Source organism: Psychrobacter sp. Pi2-52, assembly GCF_904846705.1.
Lineage (GTDB): Bacteria > Pseudomonadota > Gammaproteobacteria > Pseudomonadales > Moraxellaceae > Psychrobacter.
Map to the genome: position 1 here is coordinate 29,831 of NZ_CAJHBS010000012.1, position 23,941 is coordinate 53,771.

The window sequence follows — 23,941 nt, forward strand, 5'->3', positions numbered from 1 at the left end:
TAGGTGTAAACACTATGAAGCCATTAATCTTTCATAATCCTAAATGCGGAACCTCTCGTAATACGCTTGCCATTATTAAAGCATCAGGTGAAGAGCCAGAAGTGGTGGAATACCTGAAAAATACACCAACCCGCGACCGTTTAGTTGAGCTATTGGCGCAAATGCAGATTTCGCCTAGAGAGCTATTAAGAAGCAAAGAAGCTATCAATGATGAGCTTGGTCTAAATAATCCTGAGTTGTCTGACGATCAAATTATCGATGCCATGATAGCGCATCCTATTTTAATCAACCGTCCTATCGTAGTGACTGATAAAGGCGCTGCTCTATGCCGTCCGTCAGAGCGTGTGTTTGAATTACTAGCCAATCCAGTAAGTAGCTTTACAAAAGAAGACGGCGAGGTTGTTACTCATGACAAACACTAATATTGCCCAAGTATTGGAAGCCGAATTTACCGTTTCGCCAGAATCTGGCCTCGACGATTTGCCCAATATTGATATAGATAATCTTCAGCCTATCGATATTGATTCCTTGGTTGCGCCAAATGACTCACGTCATCCGCCGAAAATATTAGTGCTATACGGTTCTGTCCGTGCGCGTTCATTTTCTAGATTGGCCGCTGAAGAGTCTAGCAGATTGCTACGTTGGTATGGTTGTGAAGTAAAAATGTTTGATCCATCCGGCTTGCCGTTGCCTGACGATGTAGACTCAGATCATCCCAAAGTGCAAGAATTGCGGGAGCTGGCGCAGTGGTCAGAAGGCATGATGTGGGTGAGTCCAGAGCGTCACGGCAGTATTACCAGTATCATGAAAGCGCAAATCGACTGGATACCGCTGTCGCTAGGTGGTGTGCGTCCAACTCAAGGTAAAACTTTAGCACTAATGCAAGTTAGCGGCGGTAGCCAGAGCTTTAATACAGTCAATCAAATGCGTATTCTCGGGCGCTGGATGCGGATGATTACTATCCCTAATCAATCTTCGATACCCAAAGCATTTTTGGAATTCAACGACGACAATCGCATGGATATGTCTCCGTTATATCTGCGCCTTGTGGATGTCTGTGAGGAGCTAGTGAAGTTTACTTGGCTCACACGCGGGCGTTCAGATTATCTCACTGATCGCTATTCAGAACGCGTCGAGAGTGCTGAAGAAGTATCGAGCCGCGTCAATCAAAAATCGATCTAACCTCCTAATTGATCTAACCCCCTAATCGATCTAATTCCCTATATTAAATCGGCTGAATAAAGTCAGCTTAAGTAAGGTTGTACAATGCTTGCATTTGCTATTTTTGTGGTCACTTTAGTCTTAGTTATCTGGCAACCTAAAGGACTGGGTATCGGCTGGAGCGCCATGGGTGGTGCCTTAGTCGCGTTAGCGCTTGGCGTCGTGCAACTATCAGATGTGGGTATCGTCTGGGATATTGTCTGGGATGCGACCTTTACTTTTGTGGCGCTGATTATCATCTCGCTTATCTTAGATCGGGCAGGGTTTTTCGGCTGGGCAGCATTGCATGTGGCACGCCTTGGCAATGGGCAAGGGCGCTTATTGTTTCCGATGATTGTCGTACTCGGCGCCTTTATTTCTGCATTTTTTGCCAATGATGGTGCTGCGCTACTACTGACCCCGATTGTCATCGCTATCTTGCTACGTCTGAAATTTTCGCCACCATCAGCGCTGGCATTTATTATAGCCACTGGCTTTATCGCTGATACGGCAAGTCTGCCGTTGGTCACCTCAAATTTAGTCAACATTGTCAGTGCCAATTATTTCGATATTGGCTTTGGTCGTTATGCGGCGGTGATGGTACCGGTCAATATCGTGTCTGTATTAGCGACGCTACTGGTGTTATGGACTGTCTACGCACGTCATATTCCAAAAACCTACTCGACTAGCGAGCTCAGCGCTCCAGAGTCTGCTATTACCGATCCATTGGTATTCCGAGCTGCTTTTCCACTATTAGGCTTGCTACTGGTCGCCTATTTTGCGACTGAGCCGTTGGGGCTACCTATTTCATTGGTCACGGGCATCGCTGCTGTCGCGTTAATGGCAATCGCTGGTCGTATATGGCAAGGCGGGCGTGGTGCGGTGGTCTCGGTGAGCGATGTGGTACGCAAGGCGCCTTGGCAAATCGTACTATTTTCAATCGGTATGTATCTAGTGGTATACGGTCTGGGTAATGCAGGTCTTACCGCCTATGGCGCGCAAGTACTTAACTGGTTGGGTCAACAAGGCGTAGTCATTGCTACGGTTGGAACTGGGTTTTTGTCCGCTATAGTCGCTTCTGTTATGAATAATATGCCAGCAACCCTAGTCGGCGCGCTTGCTATTGATCAAGCACAAGTACCTGCTGCAACGCGAGAGCTAATGATTTATGCCAATGTCATCGGTAATGATTTGGGCCCTAAATTTACGCCGATTGGTAGTCTGGCTACTTTACTATGGCTACATGTATTGGCAGAGAAGGACTACAAGATCAGCTGGGGACAGTATATAAAGATTGGTCTATTGATCACGCCGCCTGTGTTGTTAGTGACACTGTTGGCATTGGTATTCTGGTTGCCAATGCTAACAATGTTGCCAAGCTAAGCTAACCAATAGATAACTTGCTACAGTAATATCCTATCGTGACAATGTTATTCATTTTTAAATATCATTGTCATAATCAAGTATGAGATAAAGTAGTGATTAGCGCTTATCAAAGCGACAAAATAGATAACCAATATTAGGGTCTGTTGAACATTCAAATATTAGGACTGCTGATCGCGAAAATCGAATCAAACTAGGCGTAAACCGACGATAGTGTCGAGACCTTAACTAGGCTTGCAACAACGTTTGAGGTGATTTTAGTATCAGCCTTTCAGGGCAGGGCTATTTTTTGCCAATACATGGCGAAATCGTCTAACCTAGAACGACTAGGCGTCAAAAACTTCACTGCGTATTGTCTAAAAAATAGTCACTGCCAGTACCATATTTAAACGTTCAACAGAACCTAAATGATACGCATAAAAAAACCCTCATCAAATTGATGAGGGTTTTGGCAAATGCCATAATTGAATCAAAGTTGACTCAAGAAATTTACTACTAGAATGTGGCTCTCCAACCTGGGCTCGAACCAGGGACACACGGATTAACAGTCCGTTGCTCTACCAACTGAGCTATTGGAGAATAGGCTGTAAGTGTTTAATCGCTTACAACGAGCCTTAGAAGTCTCTAACGAGTTCTTGCTAAGTGGGGCGTATTCTAGCAAAGTTAAAAAATACGTCAAGCCTTTTTTTGCATAATTAGTAAAAATTATCATTTTAATGACGAGATAGCGTGTTTTTCCTAGTTATGCCTAAGACTCGCGTAAAAAAGACGCCCTATAGAATGTATAGGGCGTCTTTTTAATGAACAGCGGTAAGACTCGTTGCTATTTACGTTTTATTCAGCAACATCTAAATCAGCCACTGCTTTTTCGATACGCGATAGGGCGTCTTTTAACGTCGCCTCATCAGTAGCGTACGAGATACGCATATAGCCGCCAAGACCGAACGCATCGCCAGGTACGACTGCCACGCCAACTTTGTCCAATAACCATGCTGAGAATTCAGTACATGACGATAGGCCAGCCGCTTTGATGAGCGGTACGATATTTGGGTATACATAGAATGCGCCATCAGGACGCAGGCAAGTAATGCCTTTGATGGCATTTAGACCATCTACGACTAGGTCACAGCGTTTCTCAAAAGCGGCTACCATTGGCTCTAGTACGCTCTGATCACCACTAATAGCAACTTCGGCAGCCACTTGGCTGATTGACGTCGGGCATGAGGTAGATTGTGACTGTACCTTTTTCATAGCGCCGATTAGCTTAGCAGGGCCACCCGCATAACCGATACGCCAGCCTGTCATCGCATACGCTTTAGACACACCGTTCAAGATGATGGCGCGATCTTTTAGCTCAGGTGCCGCGTTTAAGATATTGTAGAACTTATCGCCTGTCCAGCGAATGTGCTCGTACATATCGTCTGAAGCTACATAAACTTGTGGATGCTTTTTCAATACTTCAGCGATGGCCTTTAGCTCATCTAACGTATAAATCATACCCGTTGGATTCGATGGGCTGTTTAATACCAATAGTTTAGTCTTGTCAGTGATCGCTTCTTCTAGCTGCTCAGGAGTAATTTTGAAATCTTGCTCAGCTGGGCATTTGACGATGACTGGCACGCCTTCTGCGATGATAACCATGTCAGGATAGCTGACCCAGTATGGCGCTGGAATGATGACTTCGTCGCCAGGATTGATAAATGCTTGGGCAAGGTTAAAGAATGACTGCTTACCACCGACCGATACTAGGATTTCGTTTGGCTCATAGCTGATGTCGTTGTCGCGCTTAAACTTCTCGATGATGGCTGTTTTTAGCTCTGGCGTACCATCGACAGCCGTATATTTAGTAAAGCCATCATTGATTGCATCGATTGCTGCTTTTTTGATGTGTTCAGGGGTATCAAAATCAGGTTCACCAGCGCCCAAACCGATAATATCTTTACCAGCTGCTTTTAGCTCTTTGGCTTTATTGGTAATCGCTAGTGTAGGTGATGGTTGGATGTTATTGACGCGGTCAGACAGTTGCAACTCGCTCATGAGAGATCCTTTTTTATATGAGGGTGGGGTTGGTGGAAATCTGATATTAATTATATAACGTTTTCATTGCTATCAGGACAAGATGTCAGATAGTTTGAAAAAAGATGGCGTCATCTTACCGTAATACGGCGGTCATTCGATTATAGATAATGGTGATGATGCTTGGGCAAACGACGCGATTGCTAGTTTTTGCATTGTAGCATGCTGATATTGAGCTGTCTTACGACGCTAGTAACAGAATATTGTGTCGTTGCTTGTGATAGCAGTACCTTTGTGAAAATGACAAACAACACGCTTATATTAAGCTTGAGCCCAGACGATTGCGAAGACACAACAATAAACCTGTAGCCGACCACTATAATTATTTAGATTTGTTAAATAAAATGGCTTATAGCTTAATGAAATGCGACCAATGATATCTGCCAAGAATAACGATAATAGATAGCTGTTATCAAAGGTTTGATTTTTTATTAAGCAATCAGTTCAAATGCACTAATTCCATATTATGAAAATACTTAAAAAGATAAGAATACTCAAAAAGGATATTTACGATGACAGATTCTACTGAAAAATTACATATTCTCATTACTGGGGCGACGTCAGGCATTGGTAAGCAGTTGACAAAAGACTATCTGCTAGCAGATCATCATGTATATGCAGTTGGCCGTGACGACGAAGCGTTGGCTGAACTTCAGGCGTTAGGCGCAGAAACGATTGACTTAGACCTCATGGATCGAGAAAAGGTCATCGAAGCTTTTGAAAAAATCGACAATGTCGATCTAGCAATTTGCGGCGCTGGTATGTGCGAGTACTTAGATATGCCGAACTTTGATAGCAGTGTGTTTATGAAAGTTATGTCGGTAAACATGGGTACGTTGTCGCATGCGATCGAAGGAGTGCTGCCAAAGCTAATCGCTTCAAAAGGTCGCTTGGTCGGTATCGGTTCAGCGTCTGCTTATGTGCCTTTTGCGCGCGCTGAGGCCTATGGTAGCTCAAAAGCTGCTATCCATTATCTAATGAAAACCCTACAGATTAGCCTTGCTCCGCATGATGTGTCAGTCAGCTTAGTTGTACCTGGTTTTGTTGAGACACCGATGACCAAACAGAATGACTTTCCGATGCCATTTATCCAGACGCCAGCGCAGGCCAGTCAGGCTATACGCGACGGTATCGAAAGCGGGCATGATGTGATTGAATTTCCAAAGAAATTGACTATGCCATTAAAGGCATTAGGTACGTTGCCTGATTTGATCTGGCAGCAAGTTAGCGAAAAACTCAATAAAAAATAATCTACTATTAATAGAACTCTCAGCCATCATATCGACAGAAAAATACAGAAGGGAATGCTTTTATGCCGTTTACTCGTTTCAAGCGTGCAAGTAACCAAAAGAATGCTACCGATGCTACAACAGATTCTGACCATCAAACTACCCCAAAACGTATCGCTATCATTGGCTCAGGTGTATCAGGACTGACATGCGCCCATTATCTAGGTACGCAACATGATGTGACGGTGTTTGAAGCCAATGATTATATCGGCGGACATGTAAATACGATTGACGTGGCACTACAGGACGGTAAAAAAGCAAAGAGTAGCAATGTAGAGAGTAGTGCGATAGATACAGGGTTCATTGTTTTTAATGAGCGCACATACCCGAACTTTTTTCGTTTGCTTCATGAGTTGCAGGTGCCGTTTCAGGCGACGGATATGAGCTTTTCTGTCAAAAACACTGCACGTCATTTTGAATACAATGGTCATACGCTCAACACTTTATTATCACAGCGTAAAAATGTACTCAATCCAAAATTCTGGCAATTCATCAAGGATATCTTACAGTTTAATAAGCATATCAAACAGCTACGCCAAGATTATGATAGCGCGCGCGCCCAAGGACAAGATGTCAGTAGCTTTGCAGAACAAACGCTCGGTGGTTACTTAGCACAAAAGAAATACGGTCAGCTATTTACCGATAACTATCTACTGCCAATGGTCTCGGCTATTTGGTCAACCAGTCTAGATGAAGTGCAAGAATTTCCTTTGGTGTTTTTTGCACAATTCTTTGACAACCACGGGTTGCTCGACGTGGTCAATCGTCCGCAGTGGTTTACGATAAAAGGCGGTTCAAAACAGTATGTCAATAAACTGATTCCACGCTTTATCAAAGCGGGTGGCAAGATACGAGTCAATAGCCCAGTACAATCTGTGGTTCGTGATGGTGATCAAGTGATTTTGACGGTGAAGAATGCTTTGACAGTGCAGGATAAAGGTAACGCTGACAACCGTAGCGAAAATCTTGTATTCGATGAAGTTATCTTTGCTTGTCATGCAGATACTGCGCTAAAGATTCTAAAGGATGCAAGCACCGATGAATCTGAAGTATTAGGTCATTTCCGCTTTACCAAAAACACGGCTGTATTGCACACCGATACCAGTGTCCTGCCGAAGAAACCACTGGCATGGGCAAGTTGGAATTACTTAATAGATGAAACAGTTTCAGGCAGTGTTAAGGATGACCAAGCGTCTGGAAACGCACAAGTACCTGCAAAGCCAGTGCTGACTTATCATATGAATATCCTGCAACGTCTGACCAAAAAACACAATTATTTGGTCACACTAAACCCATCTGTAGACAATAAAAGTGTCGATGATAAGCAGATAGTTAAAAGCATCGATTATAGTCATCCAGTGTTCGATCTTGCGATGATTGATGCGCAGACTAAATGGTCGAGTATCTCTGGGAACGGTTCGCACACGCATTTCTGCGGGGCTTATTGGTTTAACGGCTTTCATGAAGATGGTGTACGCAGTGGATTACGCGTCTGTCAGGCGCTTGGTCTTGATATTGATATAAAAGACGAGGTTGATCCAGCTCATTTACCCGACGCTGATAGCGCGCATACGTCGTTTCGTTATAAAGACTTACCTATAAAAGCGGATACCAAATTACGTAGACTGAACAAGCGTGAAGTAACCACAGCGACAACCAATCAGGAACTGGTTGAGTATGCTGATCGTTTGCAGAGTTCAACTGCTGATACGAGCCAATATACAAAACGTGGCTTATTCGGTCGCCGTAAAACCAAATAATATGACGATTAATTCTGTTATGTATTCTAAGTGTTTTGAAAGATTTGCCATATAAAAGTATGCCGTTATATAAGAGACTATTTATGACCACGTCCGCTCAAGATACCAATGCTATGCCAAGTCATGAGTCTTCTTATGATACAAATGCATTGCCGCATCAGCTGTTTGAGGGCACGACATGGCACAGTCGGCTGCTACCTAGTGTGAATAAATTCGTTTACCCTTATCGCTACTGGGGCGTCAATATTAGCGCATTGGCGACAGGGCAAGAACTTCCTGAAATTAACACGACAGTATTTGATGAGAGTAAGTTTTTAGAAAAATTACCATTACGTAAAGTATTACCGAAAAAGCTACTAGCAAAAGGTCTGCCTCTATTTTCAGCAAAGAAAAAAGCGCTACAACGATTCTGTGCTGATGACTATCTACAGCATACTGACCTACAGATTACCAATAGCCTAATCAATGATAAAAGTCTTGATAACCATATACAGTCTATTCAAGCACTAGAAAAACGTCTAAGCCAAGCATTTGAAAAACATGCAGGAAGCGCGCCTCAAGGCGATATGTTGGGATTACTTGTCTGCCGTAATGCGGGCATGTACTTTAGCCCAGTTAATTTTTACTTGGGGTTTGATGCGCAGCAGACGCCAACTCATCTGCTGGCTGAAGTGTCTAATACGCCATGGGACAAGCGCCATTACTATGGGTTTTTGTTAGAAGGAGAGGATACTGAGTTCTGTCATGACAAGGATTTTCACGTATCACCTTTTAACCCTATCGATCAGCTGTACCGCTGGCAGGTCACAGTAAAAGGTACTAAAACGGATGAGCTATCTAATACTGGCTTACAAGTGCGTATCGCTATCAACATCAGCGATGAGCGCGGTGAAGTTCTAAAAACTGGTATAAAGATATCAGGCGTACCGATGACAGAAGATGCTGTTCGTCATAGTTTGCGAAAAAAACCTTTGATGAATATGACGTCCTTAACCCGTATTTATTGGCATGCGTTTAAGCTCTATGCGATTAAAAAGGTGCCGTATATCAACTACGATGAAAAATTGGCCGACAGTCAACAGAAAAGTAGACAGTAGAAAAGCAGCTAGCAGTATCGAACGCAAAAGATGTCTTATATTTACAGCAATTTTTAAACATTAAAAATCTTGTCAGTGTATGACTGAAAATGAACCACTAAAAAATAAAGCATTTAAACAAGGATAAATACACGATGCCAGCACGACCGACCGATCGAGCACCAGTCACAAAACTAGAAAAACTCACTGCTCGTGTGAGCAAAGTAGTTAATGAAAGTGCTGTACTGCAGCCAGTCAGCAATAGTGTGAATAACTTAGCGAGAAAGCTTATCTTTCGTGCGCTACAGCACGTTCAGTTTGGTAGCCTCACGCTGATTGAAACATTTGACGAGCAGGAACCTAAGATAAGTAGCTTTGGCAAAGTAGCTACTAACGACGCTAGTAGCTCGGCGGTTGGTCGCCATTCGCTACATGTGACGCTACAGATTCATGATAGCGCTGTCTATCGTCAGCTATTACTTGGTGGCTCTATCGCGCTAGCAGACAGTTATATCGATGGTGAGTGGGATACGGATGATCTAACAGGTTTGATTCGCTTGGCGGCTCGTAACTTAGCAGTGCTCAATAAACTAGAGAATCGTTTTGCTGGTATTAGTAAAGCATTTGAAAAAGCGAAGCATCAGCTGCGTAGCAATGACAAATCTGGCTCCAAATCCAATATCCTAGCGCATTATGATTTGGGCAATGACATGTATGAACGGTTTTTGGACGATACCATGATGTACTCATCGGCAGTCTATCCTACGCCTGATGTAACGCTCAGTGATGCTCAGCAGCACAAACTGTCGCTCATATGCCAACGTTTACAGCTCAGTGCGGATGATAATGTGATTGAAATCGGTACAGGGTGGGGCGGTTTTGCTATCTTTGCAGCCAAGCACTACGGCTGCCATGTGACCACCACGACTATCTCTGATGCCCAGTATGATGAAGCAAAGCGACGAGTCAAGGCGGCAGGTCTGTCTGACAAAATCACACTGCTCAAGCAAGATTACCGCGAGCTGACAGGTCAATATGACAAGTTAGTCAGTATTGAGATGATTGAAGCGGTGGGGCATGAGTACTTACCGACTTTCTTTGCCAAGTGTAATAGCTTACTCAAGCCAACAGGTCTTATGGTATTGCAGGCCATCACCTTTAATGATCAAAATTATCAAGACTATATCGACTCGGTTGATTTTATCCAAACGCATATTTTCCCAGGTGGTTGTCTGCTTTCAAACCAAGAGCTGACGACACAATTCACAGCGCAGACCGATATGGTCGTCAAACAATTGCATGATTATGGCTTTGATTATGCGTACACGCTGCGTGACTGGCGTGCTGCATTTATGGCCCAGCGTGCAGAGATTCAAGCGCTTGGCTATGACGATGCCTTTATCCGCCTATGGGAGTTTTACTTTTGCTATTGCGAAGGGGGATTCTTGGAGCGCACGATCGGTGTGGTACAAGTCACTGCGATGAAGCCTAACAACATCGATACGCTACATTTTTCTGATTTGCCATCTGCCGTCTTAAATCATAAAACGGTTTTGAACGATGAGACAGCCTTTAATGATGCAGATATGACAGACACAGCATCGGTATAAGTTAGGTGATATAGATATGGTTTGTTCATAACTTTCATAGGGTCTCATACTGCATGAACAGTTTGAGACCCATATGTTGAAAGGTTGTATATTGAAAAGTTCTACGATGCTTGCAGGGCACGCTTATCACGCAGACCTGAATAGCGTGTGACCGCTAGTGCCATTAAAGAGATAACAGCGCCGATCCAAGCTGTGTCTTGTAGTGACATATTTTCAACCACGCTCCCACCGATGATTGAGCCTAATGCAATACCGATATTGAATGCAGCAATATTCAATCCAGAAGCGACATCGACAGCGTTCGGCGTATATTTTTCAGCTTGTTTGACAACGTAGATTTGTAGGCCTGGTACATTACCAAAGGCAAAAGCACCCCATACCAGAATAGTCAGCACTGCGGCAATCTTGGACTGCATAGTAAAGGTGAACAGTAAAAGAATGACACTTAAGGCGCTAAATATAATGCTAAGCGCACTAATAGGGCCGCGTTTATCTGCAAGTTTTCCGCCCCAGATATTACCGATTGCAACGGACACGCCATATACGAGCATGATAAGACCGATGGCTGATGGCGCAAATTTGGTCTGCTGCTCTAAGATAGGTGCTAGGTAGGTAAACGCCGTAAACGTACCGCCATAGCCAAGAATAGTCATTAAATAAACTAGCAGTAGTTGTGGTTTTACAATGACTTGTAATTGCTCTTTGAAGGTTGCAGAGATAGATTTTTTTAGGTTTTTTGGTACTAATATTGCGCTACCAATTAAAGCGATTAAACCCAGTACTGAGACGACCAAAAAAGTAGCGCGCCAACCGAAATGCTGTCCAATCCATGTACCTAAAGGTACACCAGTGACGAGCGAAACAGTGAGTCCGGTAAACATAATGGCAATTGCGCTGGCTTCTTTTTCTTTACTGACGAGACTGGTAGCAATCATGGAACCAATAGAGAAAAATACGCCATGCGCCAGACCAGTCAAGATACGGGCAAGTATTAAGGTTTCATAGCTGGGTGCTTGCCAAGCCAGCAAGTTGCCAATGACAAACAGACCCATTAGGCTCATCAGTACGATTTTGCGGTTCCAGCGGCCAGTGAGTGCGGTAAGTATAGGGGCGCCGATGGCGACACCGACAGCATATAGACTAACGAGTAACCCTGCTGAAGGTAAGCTCACGCCTAGATCTGCGGCAATAGTTGGTACCAATCCAACGATGACAAATTCGGTTGTCCCAATTGCAAATGCGCTTAGAGTAAGCGCCCATAAAGCGAGTGGCATAACGACATCCTAATAATTAAATGATGCGCGTAGTTTGACCGATTTATAGTTTGCAAAAAACAGCACAAATGACAAAATACCTTTGTCAATTTTGTAAAGGTAATCATGATGATGGGACATGCTAAAACAGAAGACATAGAGATATTTTTGACGGTAGTAGACACGGGCAGCTTTACTGGCGCTGCCAACTTATTGAATCAGCAAGTAGCCAAAGTATCTCGTGCAGTGTCCAGACTCGAAGATACACTGCAATGTACGCTGCTAAATAGAACGACACGGCGCTTGGAGCTGACGGAGGAGGGGCATGTCTTTATAAGATATGCGCGTGAGAGTTTAAATACGTTATATACTGGTGAAGAGGCGATTAAGCTGTTAAAGCAAGCGCCGAGTGGGCATCTAAGAATTGATGCCGCGAGCCCGTTTGTCTTTCATCAACTAACGCCTTTGGTTGGTGATTTTGTGGCGCAATATCCACACATCACTCTCGACCTCACCTCGCATGACAATATTATTGATTTGCTTGAGCACAAGACGGATCTGGCTATCAGAATTGGCGACTTAAAAGACTCAAATTTGCATGCACGTCTATTAGGTAAAAGTAAGCTGCGGCTAGTAGCCAGTCCTGAATACTTACACCAGCATAATGAGGTGACTCATATTGATAATTTGAATGTTGATGATTTAAGCATTCATAAATTAATTGGCTTTAATGATGCATCAAAACTAAATAGTTGGCCACTAAAAACACCAGTTAAACTGAATTTTCATATGACTGGCAGTAGCGGCGAGACCTTACGTCAGCTATGTTTAAATCATCAGGGTATCGCTTTACTGTCACACTTTATGATTGGTGAAGATTTGAAATCTGGACGATTGGTTGAGGTGTTGCCTGAGGCGATAGTCAGACCAAACAACCGTGAAGCCATACAGGCGGTATATTACAAAAATAGTGCCGTATCATCACGCATTCTGGCATTTTTGGACTTTATCCAACCAAGACTAACACTATAAATTTTATCCGTTTCTATTCATTTTATAAGAGGTAATATCATGGGTTACGTTTTTATTTATCTCGCTGCTGTGGTTATCTTTTTGGGTGTCGATGCTGTATGGCTGACGACCATGAAAGGCGCCTTTTATGAGTCGCGTATCGGGCATCTATTGGCTGATGAGCCAAACATGATGGCTGCTGGCGTGTTTTATATGTTTTACATATTGGCACTTTGTATTTTGGTTCTATATCCGCAAATCAAAGCTGGCGCATCCGTTGGTCATATCTTCTTACTCGGCGGGTTAATTGGCTTGATGGCTTATGGAACATACGACTTTACCAATTTGGCATTGTATAAAGGCTTTACGCTAGATACAGCGTTGGTTGACTTTGTATGGGGTGGTATTTTGACCGGTTCAGTGAGTGCGATAGTGGCATGGCTTGCGTATCGCTTTCATTGGTTAAGCTAGCGATTATATCTTGGTTTATCTAGGGCGTGTCCTCAATTCAATCGATAGTCATCTAAATGGGTTAAAAATGGCTAAATCTTGCCAAACAGCGTCAAATAGCTGACTAATATCTCGATATTATCTGCGCTATTTTCCTTGTTTGACTGCGATTTAACTCATTTTTATCACCATTTTTAAAATGAGGACACGCCCTAACGCTGTTTAAATAGCCTTGATTTACATAATTTAGACTGTCCAATGACAGAGGTCTGTTTGTGCTATATGGCGACCTGCTGTATAAATGGTAGACATAATAAATAAGTGTTAACCCATTAAGGAATATTATGCCGCAATACAATACCAGCTCCACTGCTAAAAAAGCCCCATTAAACCATGAGCTATACATGTCAGTACTGATGACGCCTGATATGGCGAATTTCATTGGCAATGTGCATGGTGGGGATTTGCTCAAGATGCTTGATCAGGTCGCTTATGCTTGTGCCAGTCGCTATAGTGGTAATTATGTGGTGACACTGTCTGTCGATCAGGTGATGTTCCGTGAGCCAATATATGTGGGCGAGTTGGTTACTTTTGCAGCCAGTGTCAATTATGTTGGCAACACTTCAATGGAAGTAGGTATCCGCGTCGAAGCAGAAGATGTGCGTGGTCGTACTGTTCGTCATACCAATAGCTGTTACTTTACGATGGTGGCTATCGATAACAATGGTAAACCGACATCCGCACCGCCACTCGATATCAAAAATAAGATGCAGCAATGTCGAGCTGATGCGGCTAAAGAACGAAAGAAACTGCGTATGGAAAGCTCACATCGTCCAAGTTGTGATTTCGAAGAGATTAACAAGCAGTTTAGCGAACATGAAGTAGATGACAAAAAATAGCCTAAGTTATTTAAAGCTATCTAAAATTGTATAAAGTTATCTAGGTTTATTGAATTAATAATTCATACAACGACTCACTAAAAAGACACTGAGATTGTAGAGCGCTTATTTTAAGCTGATATATATTTCAAGCCATTTATCTACGGCAAAAATTCTACTATCAATACCTTATTTCAGTGAGTCTAGTATGAGTCTAAAGCCATCTATTGCTAATCCCCAGCGCCATTTACCAGCCGCTCCTAAAGCGCAAACACCTCGTGCACGTGGGGCAGGTACTCCTAAAATTTTAAATGACCCTGAATTAAAACATACCCTTAATCAAAGCCCTGAAACCAACGATGAGCATTCAGGCTCACTGATCACTGTGTTAATTGCGGTTGGGGCCAATCTGGTTATTGCAATTGCAAAAACCGTTGCCGCTTTTATGACAGGCTCAGCCTCCATGATTGCAGAAGCAGCTCACTCATGGGCAGATGCTGGTAATGGTACATTACTCATCGTTGCAGAAAAAAAGTCCATCAAACCTGCTGATAAAAGCCATCCGTTAGGCTACGGCAAAGAGTCTTATGTTTGGTCTATGATTGCTGCCTTTGGGGTATTTACGGCAGGCTCGATTGTCTCTATCTATACGGGTATTAAGGAATGGAACGCTACTGAGTCTGAGGCTAACTATACGATTGGCTTTATCGTATTGGCAGTGGCGTTTGTGCTCGAGGGGATCTCATTGATTCAGGCATACAGACAAAGTAAAAAACATGGTGAAGCGCTCGATATCAGTGCACTTGGCTATGTCGTAGATACCTCTAACCCAACGTTGCGCGGCGTATTCTTTGAAGATTTAGCAGCGGTCATCGGCTTGGTGATTGCCGCTGCTGCTATGGGTATGCACGCTTATACGGGTGAACCGTATTGGGATGCGTTAGGGTCTATCATTGTCGGTCTACTATTGGGCGTCGTCGCCATATTCTTAATTAGTCGTAACCGAGATTTCTTAGTCGGGCATAGAGTCACTGACCGTATGCACGAATATGTTTTAAGCGAGCTGCTAAATCATCCAGATATCGATAGTGTGTCCTACCTGCATCTAGAGTGGGTCGGACCAAAAAAGATATTTATGGTGGCGGCAGTAGATATCGCCGGCAATCAAAAAGAAGAGCATATCGCTCAGAAGTTTGAAGAGATTGAAAATTTATTTAGAGGTAACCCAGTCTTTCAAGAGGCTATCTTGACACTGTCCGAACCTAACGCTGAGCTGCTAAGTTTAGAGAATATTTAATCTGGGGATTTGATGGATTGAATATGTAATATGTATGTCATATCGAATGCTTTTAAGTACGCTTGCTAAATTCAAAAACCTAGACACGAAAAAGCCGTCAACTATGACGGCTTTTTTTATAACTCTAGTGCTTAGTGACTAGTCAAATTGAATGCTATTATTTCTTTGGTGCGTTTGCACCGATGAACCATGCGTCTTTATCGACGATACGGCTAGCTTCTGTAAATAAGTCAGCGGTGTCTTCATCGCCTGCATCGCCAGCTGTAGCAATCGCTTCACGCAATGTCTCTGCGACTTTTTTATAGCGGCTAGTTAACTCACGAACATGCTGATCTACTTCAGTGATGTCGGTTGGATAATCATCTAGTATAGACTCTTTTACTACGCGACTTGCCAAACCGTTTGGTTGACCACCTAGGATTACAATGCGCTCTGCGATAGTATCTGATACTTCGAGGATACGCTCTGATGTCTCATCTAGTAATTGATGCACACCGATAAAGCCCGTGCCTTGTAGATTCCAATGGCACTGTTTGCCATCTAAGGTCAAATCGATAACGTTTGCTAGGTTAGCGTTTAGCAAATCAATCATTTTTTTCGCAGTTTCGTCTGAAATACCACTTGCGTAACGTTCTCTCATATTTTACTCCGTCATTTATTTAAAATTATTGTATTGAATGAAAGTTCAATGTATTTTTATTGGTCTTCTAATCGATGACAATCAAGTTAAAACTAATAATAAGAATTGCTGTACAGCTATCCATTCACTAGTACTGATCACTAATACTTAGAAGTCATCAACTTGTTAATTCAAGAACGATAATAGCAGCTTAACTCAGTGTTGGAACCCTTGAGTGTTAGGCTTTGTTGAGTGGTCGTGTAACGAGTTTGTTAACCGTGAAAAGCTTTGTAAATTTATCGAATACTGTGTGCGTTTTTTATAACGATGTAAGTTTTATCCGCTAATATTAAGCCTTAACTTTTAATAAACCTTACCTTTATATACTTATATTTTGGGCAGCGAGAGAGCGTTTCGACTATAGGATAAGACTCCTTATTCTCCTTTAAAAACCGCTGCTCAGACCCCATATTGTTATAAACCTTAAGAAGAAGAAAGCCATTATGCGAATGCCTGAACCGCGCTCATCGCGTCAGTTAAATCAATTGGCCACTCAGCTCCAAGGCGAAGCTGAAATTAGTGGTGTTAATGCGTCAGGGACGCAAATATCAAGTCGTGCCTTTGAGATGGTTACTGACTTTGAGCCAGCAGGCGACCAGCCGCAAGCCATCAAAAAGCTAGTTAATGGTATCAACTCGGACATGGACGAGCAGTTGCTACTAGGTGTGACTGGTTCTGGTAAGACCTATACCATGGCGAAGGTCATCGCTGAAACTCAGCGTCCGACCATTATTATGGCGCACAACAAAACATTAGCGGCTCAGCTATATGGTGAGTTCAAATCTTTTTTTCCTAATAATGCGGTTGAATATTTTGTCAGCTATTATGATTACTATCAGCCAGAAGCGTATGTCGCTGCTAGTGATACCTTTATCGAAAAAGACAGCGCTATTAACGATCATATTGATCAGATGCGCCTTTCCGCCACGCGTGCCTTGTTAGAGCGTCGTGATGCGATTATTGTCGCTTCGGTATCCTGCATCTATGGTTTGGGTGATCCAGAAAGTTATCTTAAAATGCTATTACATGTCGTTGTGGGCGATAACATTGACCGTACGGCGACTATCAAGCGTTTGGTTGAGATGCAGTACACGCGTAACGAGCTAGATTTTGGCCGTGGTACGTATCGCTTGCGTGGAGAGCTGTTAGATATCTATCCTGCTGAATCTGAGCAGCTAGCCGTACGTGTGCATTTATTTGACAACGAAGTCGAAAAGATTACGTGGTTTGATCCTTTGACGGGTAAGACAGTACGCAGCGTGCCACGTATTACCATTTATCCAAAGTCGCACTATGTGACGCCGCGCAATAAGCTAGAAGCTGCTAGCCACACGATTCGTGCTGAGCTAGAGCCGCGTTTAGAGTACTTCCGTGACAATAACAAACTGATTGAAGCACAGCGTCTCAAAGAGCGTACTCAGTATGACTTGGAGATGATCCAGCAGCTTGGTTACTGTAACGGTATCGAAAACTACTCACAGCATCTCTCTGGTCGTCCATCAGGGGAAGCGCCGCCGACGTTGTTTGATTATATTCCAGAAGATGCCTTGTTGTTCCTTGATGAGTCACATGTGACGGTTTCGCAGATTGGCGCGATGTATAAAGGCGATAGATCGCGTAAAGAAAACTTGGTCAATTATGGTTTTAGACTACCCAGTGCGATGAATAACCGCCCGATGAAGTTTGAAGAGTGGGAGCGTATCAAGCCAAAAACCATTTATGTCAGTGCCACGCCAGCATTGTATGAGCTTGAGCATAGCGAGCAAGTCGTTGAGCAGGTCGTCCGTCCGACGGGTCTGATTGACCCTGAGATTGAGATACGTCCTGTCTTGACGCAAGTCGATGATGTGCTATCAGAGATTACCAAACGCCGTGAAAAAGACGAGCGTGTACTGATTACCACGTTGACTAAGCGCATGTCAGAAGATTTGACCAGTTATCTTAAAGAGTATGATGTAAAAGTCGCTTATCTACATTCGGACATCGATACTGTTGAGCGTATGCAGATTATTCATGAGCTCCGTACTGGCGTGCATGATGTGCTGGTCGGTATCAACTTATTACGTGAAGGCTTGGATATGCCTGAGGTATCACTGGTAGCGATATTTGATGCTGATAAAGAAGGCTTTTTGCGTTCAGAGCGTTCGCTTATTCAGACCATTGGTCGTGCAGCGCGTCACTTGAATGGTAAAGCCATTCTCTATGCTGATCGCATTACGCCAAGTATGCAAAAGGCGATAGATGAGACGGATCGTCGCCGTGATAAGCAGATTGCCTTTAACCTTGAGCATAACATTACGCCAAAAGGTGCTCGCCGTAGTATCACGGACAAGATTGATACGGGTGAAAGCTTGGATGCCAATGACAATCAAGCTATCCCAGTTAAGAGTAACTTGCCAGATGTGGATATCAATATCTTGCGTAGTCCTGATCTGCTTGCCAAAGAAATCAAACGATTAGAGAAGCAAATGCAGCAAATGTCGCGTGATTTGAAGTTTGAAGAAGCAGCAAAAACGCGTGATAAAGTGCTTGAGTTAAAAGCACATTTAATCTGATAACTTGGGTTAAATATTAGGACTAAAAAGAGGCTAAACAATAGTGAAGGTGAGGTGCTTGTTGAGTACCTCACTTTTTTGTGGTTTATTCAATATCGGAACGTGCAGAATACTTGTAATACTGCGCATTGCCACTTACCATATCCGCATAAATCTCACCATCCATATAATATTTCAAAAATTTAAGTTAAATGCTAACAAGCCGAGCATGTGTAATGCTCTATTTGGGCTAGGCTTGTTGTTTTCATAGATCACATTGTCAACACAGACTAAATTTTTGGAATGGACATAATCTAGGCGTATTATTCACTGTGCTTACCAACAACTTAATAGAATTAAACTCTAACGAAAACTCACTCGGCATGTCAGATGCTGCCAAACAAGTGGTTATCGACTCTCTAGACATCGGTTTTCGTTATCCTGATGACCAACGTGCGGCTCTGATTACAAAAGTCGCTGAGATAAACGGTGTCACAGAGAGCCAAATATCACTGGGCAGTGGCTCTAGTGAAAACATTCGTACTGTCGTCCAAATGCTACAAAATCAAGCATTAGTAACAGGCAAAAAATTCCAAGTTATCGTACCGCATCCAACCTTTGCCTATGCTGAGTTATATGCGACATCCATCGATGTGCCTGTGGTAAAAGTACCGCTGACGACTGAAAACTACGCCTTTGACTTGCAAAGCATGCAAAAAGTGGCTGATGACTTTGATGGTATTAGCTTGTTTTATCTGTGCAATCCAAACAACCCAACGTCGACTATTACTGACACAGCAAAGCTTAAAGAATGGGTAGGGCATGCACCAAGTAACCATTACTTTTTATTAGATGAAGCTTATTCAGAGTATGTGACTGATCCAAGTTTTGAGAGTGGTGTTACATGGATACGAGAGGAGTACTCAGAAAATATCGTTGTGGTACGTACTTTCTCAAAGCTATGTGCACTCGCTGGCATGCGTGTCGGCTATGCAGTAGCTAGCCCGCAAATGATAGGCAAACTAGAGGCTTTCATCTCGATTGATAATACTAACTTGGCAGGTGCCGTGGCTGCATTAGCGACCCTTGATGATGAAGATTTTCTAGCATTGAGCTTACGTACGGCCAATCAATCACGTCAGTTGGTTGAGCAAACATTAGATGAGCTTGGCTTACGCTACTTGCCATCACAGGCAAGCTTTATATTTCATGAGATACAAGGCGATGTGCAAACCTATATCGATAGAATGCGCGAATATGGTATTGCTGTCGGGCGTGAGTTTGCGCCAATCACTGGCTTTAATCGCTTAACACTTGGCAGATCTGACGAGATGGCAGTATTTGTAGAGGTACTCAAATCGTTTCGTGAGAAGGGCTGGGTCTAACTAAATTAGTTAATGCAGTTCGATAATATAAAAGGGAAGTTGCTTATTGGTCGCTTCCTTTTTTGTTGTGTTTATTTCGGTTGTTGGAACTGTATTGAAGCCAGAATTAAGCGCACATTTTTACCAACATCAAACGCAGTTTTACATATCGCACCTTAACTAATCTAACGCTATCTTATAGGATAACTGAGTAAAGCATGACCCGTTAATCACACAGATGAATACTGGGTAACAGTCACAGTGCTCGGCATGCTCACGTATCTTATAATTATAAAGTTAGGGATGTACCTATGTTCGATATCAAATCATTTTTTAAACGAGAAGTAGAAAAAAAGCTTATCAATGTAGATGACTATATTTTTATGCCAGAACGCGTAGAGATGGAAATTGAAGGCGGACTATTAAATTGTGTGTTGAATAGTGATGGTCGCGTAGATATTTTTTATAGTAAAGACGGTGTCACTGAAGTGGGTTCAGCGTCGCGCAAACACCCATTTACAGCATTTGAAAAAGAGCTATATCATGGTATTTATGATGACGTGATTAATGATTTAATTAAGGAAGTAGATAAGATTATTGATAGTACTTCGAAGTATTTCCGTCGTAGCCAATCATTACCTTTTACGGCTTCTATAACGTCTCAACCAGCTGACACAAATAAATTTTAGGCTAATCAATTTAACCAATATATTAGCAATAAAAAGGGTGCGTTATGTATAACGCACCCTTTTTATTGCTTTCTATTCTAACGAATAATTTGATTGTTCTATTGAACAAAGCTTTTATAGCAGCTCTGTAGAGATTTGGCGACGACTTGTGCGACTAACTGAGTACGGTACTGAGAGTCAATCGCGGCATTGCCCAGCTCAACAATCGTCACTTGCTGTGGCGCTTGCTCACTGACGCAGCCACAAACATTGGTTTTAACAGATTCTTGCTGTGCTTCTGTCATGGCGACGCTTGCAACACGCCATGCGTTTTGTTTTTCAATTTGGCTACGGCATTGGTTGTCGATCGCAGCTCTAAAAACATTCATGCCGATCTCGTTTGCGGTACCGATTGCTGTACCTGTACCGTTGTTTGTAGTACCTGTTGAGGTACATCCCGCCAAGGCAAAAGTCGCTAGCATCATCGTTGAAGCCAAGATTTTTTTCATAAGTTAGTCCTTTAAGGTGTCTGTCATAAATAAAGCTGTATTTTATCAGTAAAACCTAGCAATGACATCATTAACCACAGGCGCATTTTATTTTAGAACTCTATAACCTAGATGTATTAACCACAAAAAAGCCAGCTAAGTAACCACTTAACTGGCTTGATATAGACTAAGCTATTCGGCTTATTTATACGTTTTTGCCGTGTTCTTTTTGCTGAATATCTTTCGCCAATTTATAGCATTCGTTGATATGGTCATTAGCGATTTTCTTAAAAATCGTATAGCCCATAGTCGCAGCAACCAATTGACCGCCAAGTGGGATAAACTTAGTCACTTGTTTGGCAGCGATACGACCACCGAAACCTTGAATGGTTTTCTTAACGATACCGCGTGTTGCCATGAGTCCAGCGAAATCTACAGTACGATCTTTTACTGCGCTCCAATGCACTTCGCGAGATTCCAAGTTAATGGCTGATTGACGGTCTTCAATGAGACCAAAACGCTCACTAATCTCTGGAATCAACTGCGTCAACATCCCCGCGTCAACTGCCACATCAAAAAATGGTACTGGCACAACCGCTACACCAGCAGAAACTCTAGCGCGTCTTTTTACCATTCCCTGACATTCTTTTTTAACCTTCTCAAGGTCTAGGTTAGGGTCGATCGTATTTGGAAGTTTTTCAGCAAGTGGCGTGGTTTTCATAAAGTGTCCTTGTAAATAATTAAAATATAAATGATAAAAAGTTCAATAAACAACAAATTCTTCAGTTGCTTACTATTTTATGGATTTATGCGTGGCTTACAATCATTGCTTTGTAGCAAAATGAATGAAATTACTCATACTGTGCACCTTTTTTGTAAGTGATTAAACGAAGGCAGTTTACATGAGCTATAAAAAGGGCAGTATCAATTATTGCTAGTTTACAGGCATTATTCATCAGGTTGCACAATGCCCAATGATATACAGAGGTAGTATAAATTGTCATTGTGAGCCTCTGCTAAAGCCAGTAGAATACCCTCATGCTAAATTTAACCCCCCGTTATACCAGCACTCGCATCGACGAGTTGCCCGCCGCGCTGCAACCATTTGCCGCTCAATCATTCACGCTTGCCCGTCTGTATGCAGGGCGAGGTATCACTGCGCCTGATGAGCTGGAGACTAGCCTATCAGGTCTATTGCCTGCTGAGGCCCTGCACGGTGTCACAGAAGCCGTGCGCTTATTAGATGTGGCCATTGATGAGCGTCAGCGTATCTTGATCGTTGGTGATTTTGATTGTGACGGTGCCACCAGTACAGCCTTAATGATGCGTGCGCTCACAAAGATGGGTGCGGTCGTTGATTTCCTAGTGCCAGATCGTTTTAAGTACGGTTATGGTCTGACGCCAGAGATTGTCGAGTTAGGTATTGAGACTTTTCAGCCAGATATGATAGTGACGGTTGATAATGGTATCTCAAGTCATGAAGGGGTGGCACGCGCCCAAGCTGATGGTATCACGGTGATTATTACTGACCATCATCTCACGACCAAAGAGACGCCACCTGCAGAAGCGGTAGTCAATCCCAATCAGCTAGGTTGTGACTTTGCTAGTAAAGCACTGGTCGGAGTTGGAGTCGCGTTTTATGTGCTCGGACGATTAGCAAAGCTACGCCGCGAAGCTGGCAAGTCTACCGTACAGGTGAGCCAATATTTGGATTTAGTCGCACTTGGGACGATTGCAGACGTTGGGGTACTGGATAAAAACAACCGCATTTTGGTACATCATGGATTGTCAGCTATTCGTCAAGGCCGTTGCTGTATGGGAATATTGGCATTGCTTGAGCAAGCGGGCCGTGATCCTAAGCAGCTTCATGCTCAGGATTTCGGTTTTGTATTAGGCCCACGTATCAATGCAGCTGGGCGTATGGATAATATGCGCATCGGTATCGAATGCTTATTGACTGAGGACTGGAGCACCGCGCAACGTTTGGCACAAGAGCTTGAGCAGCTGAACCGTACGCGTCGTCATGTAGAGGGCGAGATGCGTGCGCAAGCTGATAGTATCGTACAAGCACTGGCCTCTGAAGCTAATAGCGATGAAAGTGTGAGTGGTGATAGCGACAACAATGCGAGTAACGATGACACAATTACTCAAGCTGTCTCTACTGCTAAAGCCAGCAATTCAGGTGCGCGTAGTATTATTCTATACCAAGATGACTGGCATCAAGGGGTCATCGGCATTGTTGCTGGCCGCCTAAAAGAAAGCCATTATTTACCCAGTATCGTTTTTGCACCAGCAGACACTGAACAAACGGATGAAGATAGCGCTATCAAAGGCTCTGCACGTTCTATCGCTGGCGTACATATTCGTGATGCGATTGAACAAGTTGCTGAGCGTCACCCTGACTTAATCAGTCACTTCGGCGGGCATGCGATGGCAGCAGGCTTGACCCTCAAACGCCGTAACTTTGAGGCATTTGTCACAGCTTTTAATGAAGTGATGGCTCAGATGGATGATGAAGTATTTGCAGAGCAAAAATTCACCGATGGACCTTTGCAAGCGAGCGACTTTAGCTTATGGTTTGCCGAGCATTTAGCCGATGCCAGTATCTGGGGTCATGGATTTGCGCCACCGATATTTGACGGGGTGTTTGAGGTACTAAGCTTTAAGATTTTAAAAGACAAACATCTTAAGTTATCGCTGCGCTATCCAGACGTTCAATATCCGATAGAGGCTATTTGCTTTAACTTCGATAATGACGCTTGGGATTACCGTGCTAAGCAAGTCCATTTGTTATTTCAGCTAGACATCAATGAATGGAATGGCAAACAAAGCTTACAGCTGATGGTCAAAGACTTGGCTGTGGTAGAGCAAGGGTAAAGCGACAATGTCAAACCGATAATACTAAACGCGCTCAAATATGGGCGC

20 protein-coding genes and 1 tRNA gene are annotated in these 23,941 nt (G+C 43.2%); 15 read left to right on the top strand and 6 right to left on the bottom strand.

Features of this window, described 5'->3' with window-relative positions; genetic code table 11:
* Positions 1-14 precede the first annotated feature (14 nt).
* From arsC to JMY00_RS07915, 3 genes are all read left to right on the top strand, one after another.
* Positions 15-422 (top strand): arsenate reductase (glutaredoxin), encoded by a 408-nt coding sequence (gene arsC, locus JMY00_RS07905; RefSeq protein ID WP_201579762.1) that lies wholly within the window; start codon positions 15-17, stop codon positions 420-422.
* On the top strand, positions 409-1,182 hold the full coding sequence (gene arsH, locus JMY00_RS07910) for an arsenical resistance protein ArsH (protein ID WP_240990698.1): 774 nt from the start codon (positions 409-411) through the stop codon (positions 1,180-1,182). Before arsC ends, arsH begins: the two co-directional genes overlap by 14 nt.
* A gap of 84 nt (positions 1,183-1,266) precedes the next feature.
* Positions 1,267-2,583, top strand: a complete 1,317-nt coding sequence (locus tag JMY00_RS07915) for an arsenic transporter (protein WP_201579763.1) — start codon at positions 1,267-1,269, stop codon at positions 2,581-2,583.
* Positions 2,584-3,086: 503 nt separating this feature from the next.
* Here JMY00_RS07915 and JMY00_RS07920 read toward each other — a convergent pair.
* Positions 3,087-3,162, bottom strand: a tRNA-Asn gene (locus JMY00_RS07920).
* Between the two features lie 255 nt (positions 3,163-3,417).
* Positions 3,418-4,620, bottom strand: coding sequence for a pyridoxal phosphate-dependent aminotransferase (locus JMY00_RS07925; protein WP_057760918.1), 1,203 nt, complete (start codon positions 4,618-4,620; stop codon positions 3,418-3,420).
* 551 nt (positions 4,621-5,171) lie between these two features.
* On the opposite strand from JMY00_RS07925, the gene JMY00_RS07930 reads away from it, so the two are divergent.
* From JMY00_RS07930 to JMY00_RS07945, 4 genes are all read left to right on the top strand, one after another.
* The gene (locus JMY00_RS07930; RefSeq protein ID WP_201579764.1) at positions 5,172-5,909 is read left to right on the top strand and encodes an SDR family NAD(P)-dependent oxidoreductase; all 738 of its coding nucleotides are present in this window, start codon (positions 5,172-5,174) and stop codon (positions 5,907-5,909) included.
* Between the two features lie 62 nt (positions 5,910-5,971).
* Complete coding sequence (locus tag JMY00_RS07935; protein ID WP_201579765.1) at positions 5,972-7,708, top strand: FAD-dependent oxidoreductase; 1,737 nt, start codon at positions 5,972-5,974, stop codon at positions 7,706-7,708.
* Between the two features lie 83 nt (positions 7,709-7,791).
* Positions 7,792-8,805 (top strand): DUF1365 family protein, encoded by a 1,014-nt coding sequence (locus JMY00_RS07940; RefSeq protein WP_201579766.1) that lies wholly within the window; start codon positions 7,792-7,794, stop codon positions 8,803-8,805.
* Between the two features lie 134 nt (positions 8,806-8,939).
* Positions 8,940-10,394: a cyclopropane-fatty-acyl-phospholipid synthase family protein gene (locus JMY00_RS07945; RefSeq protein WP_201579767.1), complete on the top strand. Its 1,455-nt coding sequence runs from the start codon at positions 8,940-8,942 to the stop codon at positions 10,392-10,394.
* Positions 10,395-10,495: 101 nt separating this feature from the next.
* On the opposite strand, the gene JMY00_RS07950 is transcribed toward JMY00_RS07945, so the two are convergent.
* The gene (locus tag JMY00_RS07950) at positions 10,496-11,668 is read right to left on the bottom strand and encodes an MFS transporter (protein WP_201579768.1); all 1,173 of its coding nucleotides are present in this window, start codon (positions 11,666-11,668) and stop codon (positions 10,496-10,498) included.
* 105 nt (positions 11,669-11,773) lie between these two features.
* On the opposite strand from JMY00_RS07950, the gene JMY00_RS07955 reads away from it, so the two are divergent.
* The 4 genes from JMY00_RS07955 to JMY00_RS07970 all read left to right on the top strand — a co-directional run bounded on the left by JMY00_RS07955 (position 11,774) and on the right by JMY00_RS07970 (position 15,283).
* Entirely contained in the window at positions 11,774-12,679 is a 906-nt protein-coding gene (locus JMY00_RS07955) for a LysR substrate-binding domain-containing protein (protein WP_240990699.1), read from the top strand.
* A gap of 39 nt (positions 12,680-12,718) precedes the next feature.
* Positions 12,719-13,129, top strand: a complete 411-nt coding sequence (locus JMY00_RS07960) for a DUF2177 family protein (protein ID WP_057760908.1) — start codon at positions 12,719-12,721, stop codon at positions 13,127-13,129.
* Positions 13,130-13,452: 323 nt separating this feature from the next.
* Complete coding sequence (locus JMY00_RS07965; protein WP_201579769.1) at positions 13,453-14,007, top strand: acyl-CoA thioesterase; 555 nt, start codon at positions 13,453-13,455, stop codon at positions 14,005-14,007.
* Between the two features lie 187 nt (positions 14,008-14,194).
* Positions 14,195-15,283, top strand: a complete 1,089-nt coding sequence (locus tag JMY00_RS07970; protein ID WP_201579770.1) for a cation diffusion facilitator family transporter — start codon at positions 14,195-14,197, stop codon at positions 15,281-15,283.
* A 157-nt stretch (positions 15,284-15,440) separates the two neighbouring features.
* Here the strand turns inward: JMY00_RS07970 and dps are convergent, their stop codons facing one another.
* Entirely contained in the window at positions 15,441-15,923 is a 483-nt protein-coding gene (dps, locus tag JMY00_RS07975; protein WP_201579771.1) for a DNA starvation/stationary phase protection protein Dps, read from the bottom strand.
* 482 nt (positions 15,924-16,405) lie between these two features.
* Here dps and uvrB point away from each other — a divergent pair, with 482 nt between their 5' ends.
* From uvrB to JMY00_RS07990, 3 genes are all read left to right on the top strand, one after another.
* Positions 16,406-18,517, top strand: coding sequence for an excinuclease ABC subunit UvrB (uvrB, locus tag JMY00_RS07980; protein WP_101206411.1), 2,112 nt, complete (start codon positions 16,406-16,408; stop codon positions 18,515-18,517).
* Positions 18,518-18,828: 311 nt separating this feature from the next.
* Entirely contained in the window at positions 18,829-19,881 is a 1,053-nt protein-coding gene (locus JMY00_RS07985; protein ID WP_240990700.1) for a histidinol-phosphate transaminase, read from the top strand.
* Positions 19,882-20,171: 290 nt separating this feature from the next.
* Positions 20,172-20,549, top strand: a complete 378-nt coding sequence (locus JMY00_RS07990) for a hypothetical protein (RefSeq protein ID WP_165597842.1) — start codon at positions 20,172-20,174, stop codon at positions 20,547-20,549.
* A 98-nt stretch (positions 20,550-20,647) separates the two neighbouring features.
* Here JMY00_RS07990 and JMY00_RS07995 read toward each other — a convergent pair whose 3' ends face one another.
* A complete protein-coding gene (locus tag JMY00_RS07995) occupies positions 20,648-21,037 on the bottom strand; it encodes a hypothetical protein (protein WP_201579772.1) in 390 nt (129 codons plus the stop codon).
* A gap of 184 nt (positions 21,038-21,221) precedes the next feature.
* Complete coding sequence (locus tag JMY00_RS08000) at positions 21,222-21,737, bottom strand: hypothetical protein (protein WP_101206415.1); 516 nt, start codon at positions 21,735-21,737, stop codon at positions 21,222-21,224.
* Positions 21,738-22,054: 317 nt separating this feature from the next.
* On the opposite strand from JMY00_RS08000, the gene recJ reads away from it, so the two are divergent.
* Positions 22,055-23,893 carry a single-stranded-DNA-specific exonuclease RecJ gene (recJ, locus tag JMY00_RS08005; RefSeq protein ID WP_201579773.1) on the top strand — a complete coding sequence of 613 codons (1,839 nt, stop codon included), beginning with the start codon at positions 22,055-22,057 and terminating at the stop codon, positions 23,891-23,893.
* Positions 23,894-23,941 lie beyond the last annotated feature (48 nt).

Coding starts and splice junctions, on each gene's coding strand:
- JMY00_RS07950 (WP_201579768.1), bottom strand. CDS start 11,668: ATGCCACTCGCTTTATGGGCGCTTACTCTAAGCGCATTTGCAATTGGG.
- uvrB (WP_101206411.1), top strand. CDS start 16,406: ATGCGAATGCCTGAACCGCGCTCATCGCGTCAGTTAAATCAATTGGCC.
- JMY00_RS07915 (WP_201579763.1), top strand. CDS start 1,267: ATGCTTGCATTTGCTATTTTTGTGGTCACTTTAGTCTTAGTTATCTGG.
- JMY00_RS07935 (WP_201579765.1), top strand. CDS start 5,972: ATGCCGTTTACTCGTTTCAAGCGTGCAAGTAACCAAAAGAATGCTACC.
- arsH (WP_240990698.1), top strand. CDS start 409: ATGACAAACACTAATATTGCCCAAGTATTGGAAGCCGAATTTACCGTT.
- JMY00_RS07925 (WP_057760918.1), bottom strand. CDS start 4,620: ATGAGCGAGTTGCAACTGTCTGACCGCGTCAATAACATCCAACCATCA.
- JMY00_RS07960 (WP_057760908.1), top strand. CDS start 12,719: ATGGGTTACGTTTTTATTTATCTCGCTGCTGTGGTTATCTTTTTGGGT.
- JMY00_RS07970 (WP_201579770.1), top strand. CDS start 14,195: ATGAGTCTAAAGCCATCTATTGCTAATCCCCAGCGCCATTTACCAGCC.
- JMY00_RS08000 (WP_101206415.1), bottom strand. CDS start 21,737: ATGAAAACCACGCCACTTGCTGAAAAACTTCCAAATACGATCGACCCT.
- JMY00_RS07955 (WP_240990699.1), top strand. CDS start 11,774: ATGATGATGGGACATGCTAAAACAGAAGACATAGAGATATTTTTGACG.
- JMY00_RS07940 (WP_201579766.1), top strand. CDS start 7,792: ATGACCACGTCCGCTCAAGATACCAATGCTATGCCAAGTCATGAGTCT.
- JMY00_RS07930 (WP_201579764.1), top strand. CDS start 5,172: ATGACAGATTCTACTGAAAAATTACATATTCTCATTACTGGGGCGACG.
- JMY00_RS07945 (WP_201579767.1), top strand. CDS start 8,940: ATGCCAGCACGACCGACCGATCGAGCACCAGTCACAAAACTAGAAAAA.
- JMY00_RS07995 (WP_201579772.1), bottom strand. CDS start 21,037: ATGAAAAAAATCTTGGCTTCAACGATGATGCTAGCGACTTTTGCCTTG.
- recJ (WP_201579773.1), top strand. CDS start 22,055: ATGCTAAATTTAACCCCCCGTTATACCAGCACTCGCATCGACGAGTTG.
- JMY00_RS07965 (WP_201579769.1), top strand. CDS start 13,453: ATGCCGCAATACAATACCAGCTCCACTGCTAAAAAAGCCCCATTAAAC.
- arsC (WP_201579762.1), top strand. CDS start 15: ATGAAGCCATTAATCTTTCATAATCCTAAATGCGGAACCTCTCGTAAT.
- dps (WP_201579771.1), bottom strand. CDS start 15,923: ATGAGAGAACGTTACGCAAGTGGTATTTCAGACGAAACTGCGAAAAAA.
- JMY00_RS07990 (WP_165597842.1), top strand. CDS start 20,172: ATGTTCGATATCAAATCATTTTTTAAACGAGAAGTAGAAAAAAAGCTT.